Source organism: Massilia sp. Masssp93 (assembly GCF_059491295.1).
Genome location: NZ_CP168502.1, coordinates 4175325 through 4190169, shown reverse-complemented (window position 1 = coordinate 4190169; position 14845 = coordinate 4175325). Strand labels below are relative to the sequence as shown.

Here is a 14845-nt window from a genome sequence, read left to right as displayed (position 1 = left end):
TGCGTAAAGATCAGTCGCGGTTGCCGAAGCCGATGCCCAGCAGTTGCAGCATGCTGGTGAACACGTTGTAGATGTCCAGGTAGATGCGCAGCGTCGCGCTGATGTAGTTGGTTTCGCCGCCGTTGACGATGCGGTTCACGTCGAACAGGATGAGGGCCGAGAAGATCACCATCGCCATCGCCGCCACGACCAGCATCAGCGCCGGCAGTTGCAGGAAGATGTTGGCCAGGCCCGCCAGGATCACGACGACGGCGCCCGCGAACAGCCAGCTGCCCATGCCCGAGAAATCGCGCTTCGAGACGGTGGCGATGGTCGCCATCGTCGCGAACACGACCGCGGTGCCGGCGAACGCGGTCATGATCAGGGTGCCGCCGTTGGAAAAGTGCAGCGTGTAGCGCAGCAGCGGGGTCAGCCACAGGCCCATGAAGAACGTGAAGGCGAGCAGGATCGGTACGCCGGCCGCCGAGTTCTTGGTCTTCTCGATCGCGAAGATGAAGCCGAACGCGATGGCGAGGAACAGCAGCACGCCCATGCCGCCGGCAAAGATCGGCAGGGCCATCTGCAGGCCGATGTAAGCGCCGAACACGGTCGGGACCATGGACAGGGCCAGCAGCCAATAAGTATTGCGCAGGACGCGGTGACGCGTGGCGCGGGTGGCCGGGACGTCGTAGGTTTTTTGCAGGCTGGGAATCATAATGCCTCCGTTGGAAGAAATCGCTTTGCTCCCCATATGGGGTCTGGTCCCGCCGTCAACAGGGGTGGGTGTGCCGGAAACGCAAGATTTAAGCCTTGCATAAGCGGCGCCCGAATGGACGAGGTCTATCGATGACACTCTAACATCCGGCGTCGGCGCGGCGCAATATCGGTAGCATGAAGGATGTATGGTAAAATAGAAGGTTGATTGAGTTCCCAAATCTCGATTTAAACCTTTCTTTTTATTGGAGTTTTTAAATGGCAATCGAACGCACCCTGTCGATCATCAAACCTGACGCAGTCGCTAAAAACGTGATCGGCCAAATCTACAGCCGTTTCGAAGGCGCAGGCCTGAAGATCGTCGCTGCCCGTATGGCCCAGCTGTCGCGCGCCGAAGCCGAAGGTTTCTACGCTGTCCACAAAGAGCGTCCGTTCTTCAAGGATCTGGTCGACTTCATGATCTCGGGCCCGGTCATGATCCAGGTGCTGGAAGGCGAAGGCGCGATTGCCAAGAACCGCGAACTGATGGGCGCAACCGATCCGAAGAAGGCCGACAAGGGCACCATCCGCGCCGACTTCGCCGACTCGATCGACGCCAACGCCGTGCACGGTTCGGACGCTGCCGAGACCGCAGCTGTCGAGATCGCTTACTACTTCCCGGCACTGAACGTCTACTCGCGTTAATCTTCGTAGCAAATTTTTTTCGTTGAGCGGCGCAAGCTGGCTTAACATCGCAGTATCCCGCTCGCCCACGCTCCCGGAGCCCGGCGGGCGGAACTTATTTTGAAGGCACAGGATTCAATCATGGCAACTCTCACCAACTTGCTGGACTTCGATCCCGCGCAGCTCGTCGCCTACTGCGCCGAGTTGGGGGAGAAGCCCTTCCGCGCCAAACAGCTGCAGCGCTGGATCCACCAGTTCGGCGTCGCCGACTTCGACGACATGACGGACCTGGCGAAATCGCTGCGCGAAAAGCTCAAGACGCGCGCCGAAGTGCGCTCGCCCGCCATCATCAGCGACCACACGTCGAGCGACGGCACGCGCAAATGGCTGGTCGACGTGGGCAACGGCAACGCCGTCGAAACCGTGTTCATCCCGGAAGAGACACGCGGCACGCTGTGCATTTCCACGCAGGCCGGCTGTGCCGTCAACTGCCGCTTCTGCTCGACGGGCAAGCAGGGCTTCAACCGGAATCTCTCGGTCGCCGAGATCATCGGCCAGTTGTGGATGGCCGAGTTCGAACTGCGCCGCACGAAAGGCATCGAGCCGGGTCCGAAGGGCGAGCGCCAGATCACGAACGTCGTCATGATGGGCATGGGCGAGCCGCTGCTGAACTTCGACCCGACCGTCACCGCGCTGAAGCTGATGCTGGACGATAACGCCTACGGCCTGTCGCGCCGCCGCGTGACCGTGTCGACGTCGGGCGTGGTGCCGAACATGGACAAGCTGAGCCAGGAATGCGCGGTGGCGCTGGCCGTGTCGCTGCACGGCTCGAACGATCCGCTGCGCGACATGCTCGTCCCGCTGAACAAGAAATACCCGCTGCGCGAGCTGATGGCCGCGTGCCGGCGCTACCTCGAATTCGCCCCGCGCGACTTCATCACGTTCGAATACTGCATGCTGGACGGCGTCAACGATACCGACGAGCATGCGCGCGAACTCGTCGCCCTCGTCAACGACCCGGTGGTGGGCGTGTCGTGCAAGTTCAACCTGATTCCGTTCAATCCTTTCCCGGAATCCGGCCTCGTGCGCTCGAAGAACCCGCGCATCAAGGCGTTCGCCCAGGTGCTGATGGATGCCGGCCTCGTCACCACGATCCGCAAGACGCGCGGCGACGACATCGACGCCGCCTGCGGCCAGCTGGCGGGCGAGGTCAAGGACCGTACCCGCGTGAACGAGCGCATGAGCAAGATGGCCGAATACCAGCAAAAATTCGGCCCGGACTTCGGCAAGATCGTGGAGATCGCGTCCTGATGCCGCGGCTGTCCGGACGCCTGGCCTGCGCGCTCGCCTTCCCGCTGCTGTTGTCGGCCTGCGCCGGCAATAACGACGGCCTGGCGGGCGATACGCACGAGCTCAAGACGCTGTCCGACCAGACGGCCGCGGAAAAACGCGCCCAGATCCGCCTGCAACTGGCGGTGGGCTATTACCAGGAACGCAAGTACGACGTCGCGCTGGACGAGGTGAAGCGGGCCATCGCCGCCAATCCGGACGCCGCCGATGCATACGGCGTGCGCGCCCTGATCTACACGGCGATGGGCGAGAACGTCCTCGCCGACGAGAATTACCGGCATGCGCTGCGCCTGGCGCCCGGCAATCCGGACCTGTCCAACAATTACGGGCTGTTCCTGTGCGAAGCCGGCGGCAAGCCGCGCGAGGCGATGGGCTATTTCGAAACGGCGCTGAAGAATCCGAACTACGTGTCGCCGGTCAAAGCCATGGTCAACGCGGGCAATTGCAGCCTGAAGATGAAGAATGTCGACGCGGCCGAGCGCTATCTGCTCGACGCCTTGCGTTACGATCCCGACCTGCCGGCCACGAGCGCCGGACTGGCACGGGTGTATTTCGAGCGGCGCGATTATTCCCGCGCCGGGTTTTTCATTAACCGCCTGACGGAGACAGCGAAGCTCGACGTGCTGCCGGCCGACGTGCTGTGGCTGGCCATCCGGGTCAAGCACATGCTCGGCGACCGGGACACGGAAGCGTCGCTGGCGGCGCAGCTGCGCAAGCGCTTCCCCGGTTCGCCCGAGTATGCGGCGTTCGAGCGCGGTGCATTTAGTGAGTGAGACAACGACAATGAGTTCCGAGCGTGCAGATCAGCCGGCGACGCCCGACAACCAACCGCCCGTGCGCGGCGTCCCGGGCCAGGCCCTGGCCGCGCAGCGCGAGGCGCTGGGGTGGTCCGTCGAACAGGTGGCCGACCAGTTGAAACTGGCCGTGCGCCAGGTCATCGCACTGGAAGCGGGCGATTACGCCGCGCTGCCCAGCCCCGCCGTGACCCGCGGCTTCGTGCGGGCCTATGCCAAGCTGGTGAAGGTCGATCCGGCGCCGCTCGTGGCACAGATCGCGATGGAGACCGAGCCCGCGCCCGACACGAGCGCCGTCACGGCGAACCGGCGTCCGACCCCGGCCTCGTTCTCCGAGTCCAAGTTCCCGAGCCACGGCAAACGTTCGAACCTGCCGCTGGGCTGGATCGCGGGCGCGGTCGTGGTCGTCGTGGCGGCCGCCGCCGCGTGGCACTTCGGCCTCATCCCGGGCGCCCCGCGTGGCGAAATGGCCGCGACGAGCGTGACGGCGCCGGCGGCGCACGGTGTCGCCGAGACCGCCAACGGCAACGCCGTCGAGCCCCTGCAGAATCCGGCCGTACCGCTGATTTCCGTGCCGGGCGCCGCCGCATCCGCGCCGCCTGCCACGGCCGCAAACAATGCCGCGCCGGGCGCCGTCGTCAACGTGCCGGGCACGACCGCGACGGGCGCGCCGCCGGCGACCGTCCCCGCGGCACCTGCCACGCCGGCCGCCGCACCGGCAGCGCCGGCCGCGACGACCGCACAGGCCGCGCCGGCCGCCGCCCCGGCGGGCGCCAACGCGCTCGTACTGAACGTCAGCCAGGACTCGTGGATCGAAGTACGGCCGGCCAAGGGCGGCGCGCCGCTGCTGTCGCGCCTCGTCAAGGCCGGCAGCACCGAGACCGTCAACGTCGAGCAGCCGGTGCGCATGACGGTCGGCAATCCGGCCGGTGTCACGGCCACGCTGCGCGGCGGCGCCGTCGCGCTGCCGCCGGTGCCGGGCAAGACGCTGTCGCGCGTGAATCTCCAGTAAAAGCGTGCAATAAACGGAACACATAGAGATGACTTTTTCGAACAACGCCAACGCGCCGATCGGTTCCGGCCCGCTGCCGCGCCGCGCCAGCCGCGGCGTGCTCGTGCAGCACGGCGCACGCAAGGTGATGGTCGGCGGGGACGCCCCCGTCGTCGTGCAGTCGATGACGAACACGGATACGGCCGACGCGATCGGCACCGCCATCCAGGTCAAGGAACTGGCGCGCGCCGGTTCCGAGATCGTGCGCATCACCGTGAACACGCCGGAAGCCGCGGCCGCCGTGCCGGCGATCCGCGAACAGCTCGACCGGATGGACGTCGACGTCCCCCTCGTCGGCGACTTCCACTACAACGGCCACCTGCTGCTGCGCGATTATCCGGAGTGCGCGCAGGCGCTGTCGAAATACCGCATCAACCCGGGCAACGTGGGGCAGGGCGCCAAGCGCGACACCCAGTTCGCCCAGATGATCGAAACCGCGATCCGGTACGACAAGCCGGTGCGCATCGGCGTCAACTGGGGCAGCCTGGACCAGGCGCTGCTGGCGCGCATCATGGACGAGAACGCCGCGCGCGCGCAGCCGTGGAGCGCGCAGTCCGTCATGTACGAAGCCCTGATCACGTCGGCGATCGAGAACGCGCAGCGCGCCGAGGAGCTTGGTATGCGGCGCGAGCAGATCGTCCTGTCGTGCAAGGTGTCCGGCGTGCAGGACCTGATCGCCGTCTACCGCGAACTGGGCCGCCGCTGCGACTACGCGCTGCACCTGGGCCTGACGGAAGCGGGCATGGGCAGCAAGGGCATCGTCGCGTCGACCGCGGCCTTGTCCGTGCTGCTGCAGGAAGGCATCGGCGACACGATCCGCATCTCGCTGACGCCGGAACCGGGCGGGGACCGCACGAAGGAAGTCGTCGTCGGCCAGGAAATCCTGCAGACGATGGGCTTGCGTAAATTTACCCCGATGGTGATCGCCTGCCCGGGCTGCGGCCGCACGACGTCGACCGTGTTCCAGGAACTGGCCGACAACATCCAGACCTTCCTGCGCGAGCAGATGCCGGAATGGAAGAAGACCTATCCGGGCGTGGAAGCGATGAACGTGGCCGTGATGGGCTGCATCGTGAACGGTCCGGGCGAATCGAAGCACGCGAACATCGGCATCTCGCTGCCGGGCACCGGCGAATCGCCGGCGGCGCCGGTCTTTGTGGATGGGCAAAAGGTCGCTACACTGCGGGGCGAGCGGATCGTGGATGAATTCAAGACGATCGTGCTCGATTACGTACAGAAGAATTATTCGAAGCAGGCTGAGACTGCATAATCGTCGTCCCTGCGCAGGCAGGGACCCAAGTTTGCACGCGCTATCGTGACGCACGCAGAACTTGGGTTCCCGCCTGCGCGGGAACGACGGTTTTTGAGCGGTGCGAAGGAAGAAATAGAAATGTCCGATAAAAAAGAAAAGATTGTCGCCATCAAAGGCATGAACGACATCCTCCCGGCCGACGCGCCGCTGTGGGAATTGTTCGAAAACACCGCGGAATCCGTGCTCAAGAGCTACGGCTACCAGAAGATCGTCACGCCCATCGTCGAGGAAACGGGCCTGTTCGCGCGCGCCATCGGCGCCGTCACCGACATCGTCGAAAAGGAAATGTATTCCTTCACCGATTCGATGAACGGCGACCTGCTGACCTTGCGTCCGGAAGGCACGGCCGGCGTCGTGCGCGCCGTCATCGAGCACAACCTTGCCTACGACGGCCCCAAGCGCCTGTGGTACAAGGGCCCGATGTTCCGCCACGAGCGTCCGCAGCGCGGCCGCTACCGCCAGTTCTTCCAGTTCGGCGCGGAAGCCATCGGCTTTTCCGGTCCGGACATCGACGCCGAGCTGATCATGCTGTGCCGCCGTTTGTGGGACGACCTGGGCCTGGATGACATCCGCCTGGAACTGAACTCGATCGGCAACGCCGAGGAGCGCCAGCGCCACCGCGCCGACCTGATCGCCTACTTCGAAGCGAACATCGACGTGCTCGACGCCGAAGCGCAGCGCCGCCTGCACGCGAACCCGCTGCGCATCCTGGACACGAAGAACCCGGCCATGCAGGACCTGGTCAACGCCGCGCCCAAGCTGCTCGACTACCTGGGCGGCGAATCGCTCGCGCACTTCGAGGGCCTGAAGCAGATCCTGGACGCCAACAACGTCCAGTACACGGTCAATCCGCGCCTCGTGCGCGGCCTCGATTATTACAACCGCACCGTGTTCGAGTGGGTCACCGACCTGCTGGGCGCGCAGGGCACCGTCTGCGCCGGCGGCCGCTACGATCCGCTGATCGAGACGTTCGGCGGCAAGGCGACGCCGGGCATCGGCTTCGCGATGGGCATCGAGCGCCTGATCGAGCTGATGAAGGCGCAGGGCGAGCCGGCCGAACCGGCCCAGTGCGACGTCTACCTCGTGCACCAGGGCGCGGACGCGCAGATGAAGGCGTTCATCCTCGGCGAGCGCATCCGCGACGCCGGCCTCGACGTCGTCCTGCACTGCGCGACGCCGACCGGCGCCGGCAGCTTCAAGAGCCAGATGAAGAAGGCCGACGGTTCCGGCGCCGCGTTCGCCGTGATCATCGGCGCGGACGAAGTGGCCAACAACGTCGTGGCCGTGAAGGCGCTGCGCGACGCCGATGGCGGCCAGCAGCAGTCCAGCGTGCCGTTCGACGAAGCCGTCGACTTCATCGTCGACCAGATCGTGGGCGGACACGACCATGATCACGACCACGATCACGTGCACTACCATCCATAACCCCGAACCCGCGCAGGCGCGCGGGGGCCTTCTCAACCAACGATAAGACAAAGACCGACGTCCATGGCATACGATCTCGAAGAACAGGAACAGATAGCCAATTTCAAGGCCTTCTGGGACCGCTTTGGTAACCTCATCAGCTGGGTGCTGATCCTCGCGCTGGGCGGCTATGCCGCCTACAACTTCTGGAACTCGCACCAGCGCACGCAGGCCGCGGAAGCGTCCGGCCTGTACGACGGCCTGACGGCGGCGATCCAGGCGGGCGACAAGGCCAAGGTCCAGCGCTTCACGAGCGACATCGAGGACAAGTTCGGCTCGACCGCCTACGCCCCGATGGCCGCGCTGGCGGCCGCCAAGGCCGCGTTCGACGCGAACGACCTCAAGGCCGCGAAGGCCCAGCTGCAATGGGCGGCCGATCATGGCGACGACGAATACAAGGCGATCGCCAGGCTGCGCCTGTCCGGCGTGCTGCTGGACGAGAAGGCCTACGACCAGGCGCTCGCGCTGCTGAACGGCGATTTCCCGGCGCAGTTCGCGGCCGAGGTGCAGGACCGCAAGGGCGATGTCTTCGTCGCGCAGAACAAGCTGGCCGACGCCCGCACCGCCTACCAGGCCGCGCTCGACAAGATGGAGAAGAACCATCCGGGCCGCCAGGTCGTGCAGGTCAAGCTGGATGCGATCGGTGGCGCGCCGGCGCAGAAAGCCGCTGCGTAAGTTAAGCTCGTGGTTGCGTAAGAATGACCGTCGTTCCCGCCTTCGCGGGGACGACGTTGATACTCGTTGCGTGTACGTTTGCAGTACTCACAGAACAAGGTAAGAAGAATATGCGTATTAGCCGCAAGCTCGTTGGTGTCGGTGTCCTCGCCCTGATGACGGGCTGCTCCACCATGCATTCGCTGAATCCGTTCGCGTCCAAACCGAAGGGCAACCAGCCCGCGCCGCTGGTCGACCTCAAGGGTTCGATGGCCGTGCGCACGGCGTGGAAGCTGGAAGTCGGCAAGTCCCAGAGCTATATGTTCTCGCCGGCCATCGCCGACAACACCATCGTCGCCGCCGGCGGCGACGGCACCATCGTGCGCGCGGAAGCCGCCACGGGCCGCCAGATCTGGCGCACGAAGGCCGGCATGGACCTGACGGCCGGCGTCGGCACGGACGGCAACGTCATCGTGCTGGGCGGCGCCAAGGGCAAGCTGCTCGCGTTCGACATGGACGGCAAGAAGCTGTGGGATGCCCAGCTGTCCTCCGAGATCCTGTCGTCGCCGGTCGTGGGCGAGGGCATCGTCGTCGCGCGCAGCATCGACAACCGCATCAACGGGTATGACGCCAAGACCGGCCAGAAGAAGTGGACCGTGCAGCGCACCGCGCCCGCGCTCACGCTGCGCCTGGCGCCGGGCATGGTCATCCACGACAAGGACGTGCTGATCGCCCAGCCGGGCGGCAAGCTGATGTCGCTGATCCTCGCCACCGGCGCGCCGCGCTGGGAAATCGAAGTGGGCGTGGCGCACGGCGCGACGGAACTGGAGCGCGTCACCGACATGGGCGGCACGCCGGTCGTGATCGACAACGACGTGTGCGCCGTCTCGTACCAGGGCCGCGTCGGCTGCTTCGACCTGGCCACCGGCAGCCCGCGCTGGACCCGCGACATCTCGTCCGAAGTGGGCGTGGCCGCCGACCAGCGTTTCGTCTTCGTCCCGGACGACAAGGGCGCCATGTTCGCGTATAACCGCGACAGCGGCACGAGCGCATGGAAGAACGACAAGCTGGCCTACCGCCGCCTGTCCACGCCGGTGTCGTACGGCCGCGCCGTCGCCGTCGGCGACTACCAGGGTTATGTACACTTCCTGTCGCGCGAGGACGGTGCCTTCCTGGCCCGTGCCGCGACCGACGGCAGCGCCATCGAAACGACGCCATTGGTCGTCGGTTCGAACCTGATTTTTCAAACACAAAATGGAACCGTGACCGCAATCGCGGTCGAATAAGATTCAATGAAGCCGGTAATCGCACTCGTAGGTCGTCCCAACGTCGGAAAGTCGACCTTATTCAATCGCATGACCCGCTCGCGCGACGCGCTGGTGGCGGATCTGCCTGGCCTCACGCGTGACCGCCACTACGGCGAAGGGCGCATGGGCGAACGGCCGTTCCTGGTCATCGATACCGGCGGTTTCGAGCCGGTCGCCAAGGAAGGCATCATGCACGAAATGGCGCTGCAGACGCGCCAGGCCGTCGCCGAGGCGGACGTCGTGATGTTCATCGTCGACGGCCGCCAGGGCCTGACCCCGCACGACAAGACCATCACGGACTTCCTGCGCAAGTCGGGCCGCAAGGTCATGCTGGTCGTGAACAAGAGCGAGGGCATGAAGTACACCTCGGTCACGGCCGATTTCTATGAGCTGGGCCTGGGCGATCCGTACGTGATCTCCGCCGCCCACGGCGACGGCGTGCTGGATCTGGTCAACGAGGCCATCGACGAAGCCGTGCAGCAGCGCCCCGCCGAAGCCGAGGAACTGGAGCCGGCCGACCACGGCGTCAAGATCGCCCTCGTGGGCCGGCCGAACGTCGGCAAGTCCACGCTGATCAACACCCTGGTCGGCGAGCAGCGCGTGATCGCGTTCGACATGCCGGGCACCACGCGCGACTCGATCGAGGTGCCGTTCGAGAAGGGCGGCAAGAACTACACGCTGATCGACACGGCCGGCATCCGCCGCCGCGGCAAGGTGTTCGAGGCGATCGAGAAATTCTCGGTCGTGAAGACGCTGCAGTCGATCTCGGAGGCGAACGTCGTCGTGCTGATGCTCGACGCCCAGCAGGACATCTCCGAGCAGGACGCGCACATCGCCGGCTTCATCCTGGAGACGGGCCGCGCGCTCGTCGTCGCCGTCAACAAGTGGGACGGCCTCACGTCCGACCAGCGCGACCAGGTCAAGAACGACATCGACCGCAAGCTGGATTTCCTCGGCTTCGCGGAGATGAAGTTCATCTCGGCGTTGAAGGGCACCGGCATCAACCACCTGATGAAGGCCATCGACACGGCGTACGCCGCGGCGACCGCGAATCTGTCGACGCCGCGCCTGACCCGCGCGCTGCAGGAAGCCATCGAGAAGCAGGAACCGAAGCGCAAGGGCAGCACCCGTCCGAAGATGCGCTACGCCCACCAGGGCGGCCAGAATCCGCCCATCATCGTCATCCACGGCAATGCGCTGGATGGCATCACGGAACCGTACAAGCGTTACCTGGAAAAGCATTTCCGCGACACGTTCGACCTGATCGGCACGCCGCTCAGGATCGAACTGCGCAGCGGCAAGAACCCATTCGCCAAGCCGTAGGGTGGGCACCCCGTGCCCACGCGTGACGCGTGCGTCACATTGGCCGTGCCCACGCGTGACGCGTGACGCACGCACCACGTCGCTCGCGCCGGCGCGACGCTCGCGTAACGCCGGCGTCCGCGTAACGCCGACGTCCGCGTGGGCACGGGGTGCCCACCCTACGCGAATAAATCCGTACATCGTGAAATTTTCCGGCACGGCAGGGTGTTTTTAAGCCAGGTTTAACCATAGCGGTACGACAAAAAAGAGCAAAACAGGTTACAGTTAGCCTGGGCGAACATTCACAGCTTGAGAATGTTGGCGCAGCCACTTGAAATCCGGCATCCCGCCACAATTTTTATACGACAACAACATCACGGAGCTGTCATGAGCAACAAAGGGCAACTGTTACAAGACCCATTCCTCAACGCCTTGCGCAAAGAGCACGTCCCTGTCTCGATCTACCTGGTCAACGGGATCAAGCTCCAGGGCCATATCGAGTCCTTCGACCAGTACGTGGTCCTGCTGCGTAACACGGTCACCCAGATGGTTTACAAGCACGCTATCTCCACCGTCGTCCCGGCCCGCGCCGTCAACCTCAACCTCGAGCAAGACGCCGAGTGAGGTCGATGGCTGACGTTTCCGGCAACACCATGCGCGCCGCATTGGTCGGTATCGATTTCAACGCTGGCGACTTCAAGGCCAGCCTGGAAGAACTGGCCCTGCTGGCACGCTCGGCAGGGGCCGAACCGGTCACCACGATCACTGCGAAGCGCAACAGTCCCGATCCCGCGTATTTCGTCGGCAGCGGCAAGGCCGACGAGATCGCGCAGGCCTGCCTGGCCGACAAGGTCGAGATCGTCATTTTCAACCACGCCCTGTCGCCCGCCCAGCAGCGCAACCTGGAGCGGCGCCTCAACGTGCGCGTGGTCGACCGCACCAGCCTGATCCTCGACATCTTCGCCCAGCGGGCCCAGAGCCACGAGGGCAAGCTGCAGGTCGAGCTGGCCCAGCTGCAGCACCTGGCCACGCGCCTGATCCGCGGCTGGACCCACCTTGAGCGGCAGAAGGGCGGTATCGGCCTGCGCGGCCCAGGCGAAACCCAGCTCGAGACCGACCGCCGGCTGATCGGCGAGCGCGTCAAGATGCTGCGCACCCGCCTCACCAAGCTGCGCAAGCAGCACGAGACCCAGCGCCGTTCGCGCGGGCGCAACCAGACGTTTTCCGTGTCGCTCGTCGGCTATACCAACGCCGGCAAGTCGACGCTGTTCAACACCCTGACGAAGGCCGGGGTGTACGTCGCGAACCAGCTGTTCGCCACGCTGGACACGACGTCGCGCCGGCTGTACCTCGGTGCGGACGTCGGCAACGTCGTCGTGTCCGATACCGTCGGTTTCGTGCGCGAACTGCCGCACCAGCTGGTCGCCGCGTTCCGCGCCACGCTGGAAGAGACCATCCACGCCGACCTGCTGCTGCACGTCGTCGACGGTGCATCGCCCGTGCGGATGGAGCAGATCGAGCAGGTCAACGAGGTCCTGCGCGAGATCGGCGCCGACCATATTCCCCAGATCCTCGTCTGGAACAAGATCGATGCGGCGGGCCTCGAGCCCGGGATCGAGCGTGATGAATATGGTAAGATCAGCCGCGTTTTCATCAGCGCCAGGAGCGGCGCCGGCCTCGACCTGCTGCGCGACGCGATCGCCGAAGCGGCCGGAAGCGGCGCCGCCGCACCGAACGCCGACGAGCAGGAAGGCGAGGAAGCCGGCTTCGCGCATGCCGACCTGCTGCCCGCGACTCCCCATCCCGGACCACACTAGTCTATGCTTGTTTCTCTGATCAAACGGATCGGCGCGCGGCTGGCGCCGATCGGTCGTCACGCCGGCGCGCGCAAGGCCGGCGCCCCCATGTTGTCCCTCAATGATCGGCCCGCCGCACCGCCCCGTTGGGGCCACAAACCGAAATCGAACGAAGGCCGCCGTCCGAACAACAAGAACGACAGCGACGGTCCGCCCGACCTCGACCAGCTGTGGCGCGACTTCAACCAGCGCCTCAACCGCCTGTTCGGCGGCAAGCGCGGCGGCGACGGCGGCTCGTTCCGCCCGGACGCGCGCGGCATCGGCCTGACGGCCACCGTCGTCGGCGCGATCGTCGTGCTGATCTGGCTCGCCAGCGGCGCGTTCATCGTGCAGGAAGGGCAGGTCGGTATCGTCACGACGTTCGGCCGCCTGTCGCACGTCACCGGGGCCGGCTTCAACTGGCGCTGGCCGGCGCCGTTCCAGGCGCACGAGACCGTCAACACGGCACAGGTGCAGACCGCCGAGATCGGCTACCGCGCCAACGTGCGCAACAAGCAGCCGAGCGAGGCGCTGATGCTGACGGGCGACGAGAACATCGTCGACGTCCAGTTCTCCGTGCAGTACAAGATCAAGGACCCGGTCGCGTGGGTGTTCAACAACCGCGACCAGGTCGAGACCGTCCGTGATGCCGCCGAGACCGTCGTGCGCGAGCTCGTGGGCCAGAACAAGATGGACACTGTCCTGTACGACGGCCGCGACAAGCTGGCCGCCCAGGCCCGCGAAGCGATCCAGCGCATGGCCGACCGCTACAAGCTCGGTGCCGACATCGTCGGCGTGACGATGCAGTCCGTGCAGCCGCCGGACCAGGTCGCCGCCGCGTTCGAGGATGCCGGCAAGGCGCAGGAAGAGCGCGCCCGCTCGCGCAGCGAAGCGCAGGCCTTTGCCGACGACATCCTGCCGCAGGCGAAGGGCCGCGCCGCGCGCCTGCTGCAGGATGCGGAAGCCTACCGCGCCAGCGTCGTCAGCGTCGCGACCGGCAATGCCGCGCGCTTCGACAAGATCGTGGCCGAGTACGCCAAGGCGCCGGCCGTCACGCGCGACCGCATGTATATCGAGACGATGCAGCAAGTCCTTTCCAGCACCAGCAAGGTCATGATCGACACCAAGGCCGGCACCAACCAGATCTACCTGCCGCTCGACCGCCTCCTGGCCCAGTCGACGGCCAACGAGGCCGCGCGCGGATCGGGCTCCGGCCCGATGATGGCGCCGCCGCAGAACCCGGCGCAACAGCCGCAACAAGCGCAACCGTCGGCCACGCCAGCCCAGCCGGAAGCATCGAACGGCGAATCGAATCGCACGCGCGACCTGCGCAGCCGCGACACGGGCCGCGAACGGGAGAGCCGCTGATGAGCCGCCTGCTAGCCGCCCTGATCGGGGCCGCCATCGTCGTCGCGCTGGCGTCGTCGTCCGTGTTCGTCGTCGACCAGCACCGTTACGCCATCGTGTACGCGCTCGGCGAACTGCGCGAAGTGATCAAGGAACCGGGCCTGAACTTCAAGGCGCCGCGGCCGTTCCAGAGCGTCGTCTACCTCGACAAGCGCCTGCAGACGCTCGACACGCCGGACGGCGACCGCTTCATGACGGCGGAAAAGAAGGACCTCCTCGTCGACGCGTTCATCAAATGGCGCATCGTCGATCCGCGCCAGTACGTGATCGCCATCGGCAGCAACGCCGACCGCGGCGGCGAGCGCCTGACCCAGCTCGTGCGCAATGCGCTCACGGCCGAGATCGGCAAACGCAACCTGGCCGACGTGCTGACCGGCGGCAAGCGCGCGGACGTCGCCGACGCCGTGCGTGCCGACCTGGTGCCCGGCGTGCGCGACCTGGGCGTGGAGGTCGTCGACGTGCACCTGAAGCGCATCGATTTCGTCGACCAGGTCAACAACGCCGTGTACGAACGCATGAAGGCCGACCGCGTGCGCGTGGCGAACGAATTGCGCGCGACCGGCGTGGCCGAGGCGGAAACGATCCGCGCCGACGCCGAGCGCCAGCGCAGCGTGATCCTGGCCGACGCCCAGCGCGACGCCGAGACGATCAAGGGCGATGGCGATGCGCAGGCATCGCAGATCTATGCCAAGTCGTTCGGCAAGAATCCGGAGTTCTACCGGTTCTATCGCTCGATGGAAGCCTACAAGGCCACCTTCAAGGGACGCAACGACGTGATCGTGCTGGATTCGAGTTCCGAGTTCTTCAAGTATTTCAAGGGCCCCGGCGCCGGAAAATAATCGCGGCGCAAAAAGGTGGGCACACCGCCGACGTATCCTACGTGGAATAACGACAACGTTGGCTTCCGTTTCATCGCCAACGGACCGGCGTTTTCGGTTAAAATCGTCGATTCGGCGCAGTGGACGCGTGCAAAGCCGCGTTCACGCCGCCCGAATGTTGTCCGACCTTTAATA

14 protein-coding genes are annotated in these 14845 nt (G+C 65.5%); 13 read left to right on the top strand and 1 reads right to left on the bottom strand.

Translation table 11 applies throughout. The features are described from left to right. Window positions 1-10: 10 nt before the first annotated feature. Window positions 11-694 carry a Bax inhibitor-1/YccA family protein gene (locus ACEN9Q_RS17180; protein ID WP_495625410.1) on the bottom strand — a complete coding sequence of 228 codons (684 nt, stop codon included), beginning with the start codon at window positions 692-694 and terminating at the stop codon, window positions 11-13. Window positions 695-951: 257 nt separating this feature from the next. On the opposite strand from ACEN9Q_RS17180, the gene ndk reads away from it, so the two are divergent. The 13 genes from ndk (at window position 952) to hflC (ending at window position 14671) form a co-directional block, all read left to right on the top strand. Beyond that, a complete protein-coding gene (ndk, locus tag ACEN9Q_RS17175; RefSeq protein WP_047824070.1) occupies window positions 952-1377 on the top strand; it encodes a nucleoside-diphosphate kinase in 426 nt (141 codons plus the stop codon). Between the two features lie 117 nt (window positions 1378-1494). After that, window positions 1495-2667: a dual-specificity RNA methyltransferase RlmN gene (gene rlmN, locus ACEN9Q_RS17170; RefSeq protein ID WP_495628964.1), complete on the top strand. Its 1173-nt coding sequence runs from the start codon at window positions 1495-1497 to the stop codon at window positions 2665-2667. After that, window positions 2667-3479, top strand: coding sequence for a type IV pilus biogenesis/stability protein PilW (gene pilW, locus ACEN9Q_RS17165; RefSeq protein WP_056441763.1), 813 nt, complete (start codon window positions 2667-2669; stop codon window positions 3477-3479). The genes rlmN and pilW overlap by 1 nt, the downstream gene beginning before the upstream one ends. Before the next feature lie 10 nt (window positions 3480-3489). Continuing rightward, the gene (locus ACEN9Q_RS17160; RefSeq protein WP_495625409.1) at window positions 3490-4512 is read left to right on the top strand and encodes a RodZ domain-containing protein; all 1023 of its coding nucleotides are present in this window, start codon (window positions 3490-3492) and stop codon (window positions 4510-4512) included. 28 nt (window positions 4513-4540) lie between these two features. Beyond that, window positions 4541-5821, top strand: coding sequence for a flavodoxin-dependent (E)-4-hydroxy-3-methylbut-2-enyl-diphosphate synthase (gene ispG / locus ACEN9Q_RS17155; protein ID WP_056441769.1), 1281 nt, complete (start codon window positions 4541-4543; stop codon window positions 5819-5821). A gap of 120 nt (window positions 5822-5941) precedes the next feature. Beyond that, complete coding sequence (hisS, locus tag ACEN9Q_RS17150) at window positions 5942-7288, top strand: histidine--tRNA ligase (protein ID WP_495625408.1); 1347 nt, start codon at window positions 5942-5944, stop codon at window positions 7286-7288. 63 nt (window positions 7289-7351) lie between these two features. Then, a complete protein-coding gene (locus ACEN9Q_RS17145; protein WP_495625407.1) occupies window positions 7352-8002 on the top strand; it encodes a YfgM family protein in 651 nt (216 codons plus the stop codon). A 110-nt stretch (window positions 8003-8112) separates the two neighbouring features. Further along, window positions 8113-9267 (top strand): outer membrane protein assembly factor BamB, encoded by a 1155-nt coding sequence (gene bamB, locus ACEN9Q_RS17140; RefSeq protein ID WP_056441778.1) that lies wholly within the window; start codon window positions 8113-8115, stop codon window positions 9265-9267. 6 nt (window positions 9268-9273) lie between these two features. After that, the gene (gene der, locus ACEN9Q_RS17135) at window positions 9274-10611 is read left to right on the top strand and encodes a ribosome biogenesis GTPase Der (protein WP_495625406.1); all 1338 of its coding nucleotides are present in this window, start codon (window positions 9274-9276) and stop codon (window positions 10609-10611) included. Between the two features lie 366 nt (window positions 10612-10977). Continuing rightward, window positions 10978-11214: an RNA chaperone Hfq gene (hfq, locus tag ACEN9Q_RS17130; protein ID WP_036168820.1), complete on the top strand. Its 237-nt coding sequence runs from the start codon at window positions 10978-10980 to the stop codon at window positions 11212-11214. 29 nt (window positions 11215-11243) lie between these two features. Beyond that, window positions 11244-12407: a GTPase HflX gene (gene hflX / locus ACEN9Q_RS17125; protein WP_056442280.1), complete on the top strand. Its 1164-nt coding sequence runs from the start codon at window positions 11244-11246 to the stop codon at window positions 12405-12407. A 3-nt stretch (window positions 12408-12410) separates the two neighbouring features. Next, complete coding sequence (hflK, locus tag ACEN9Q_RS17120) at window positions 12411-13793, top strand: FtsH protease activity modulator HflK (protein WP_495625405.1); 1383 nt, start codon at window positions 12411-12413, stop codon at window positions 13791-13793. Continuing rightward, complete coding sequence (hflC, locus tag ACEN9Q_RS17115) at window positions 13793-14671, top strand: protease modulator HflC (protein ID WP_495625404.1); 879 nt, start codon at window positions 13793-13795, stop codon at window positions 14669-14671. Before hflK ends, hflC begins: the two co-directional genes overlap by 1 nt. Window positions 14672-14845: the final 174 nt, after the last annotated feature.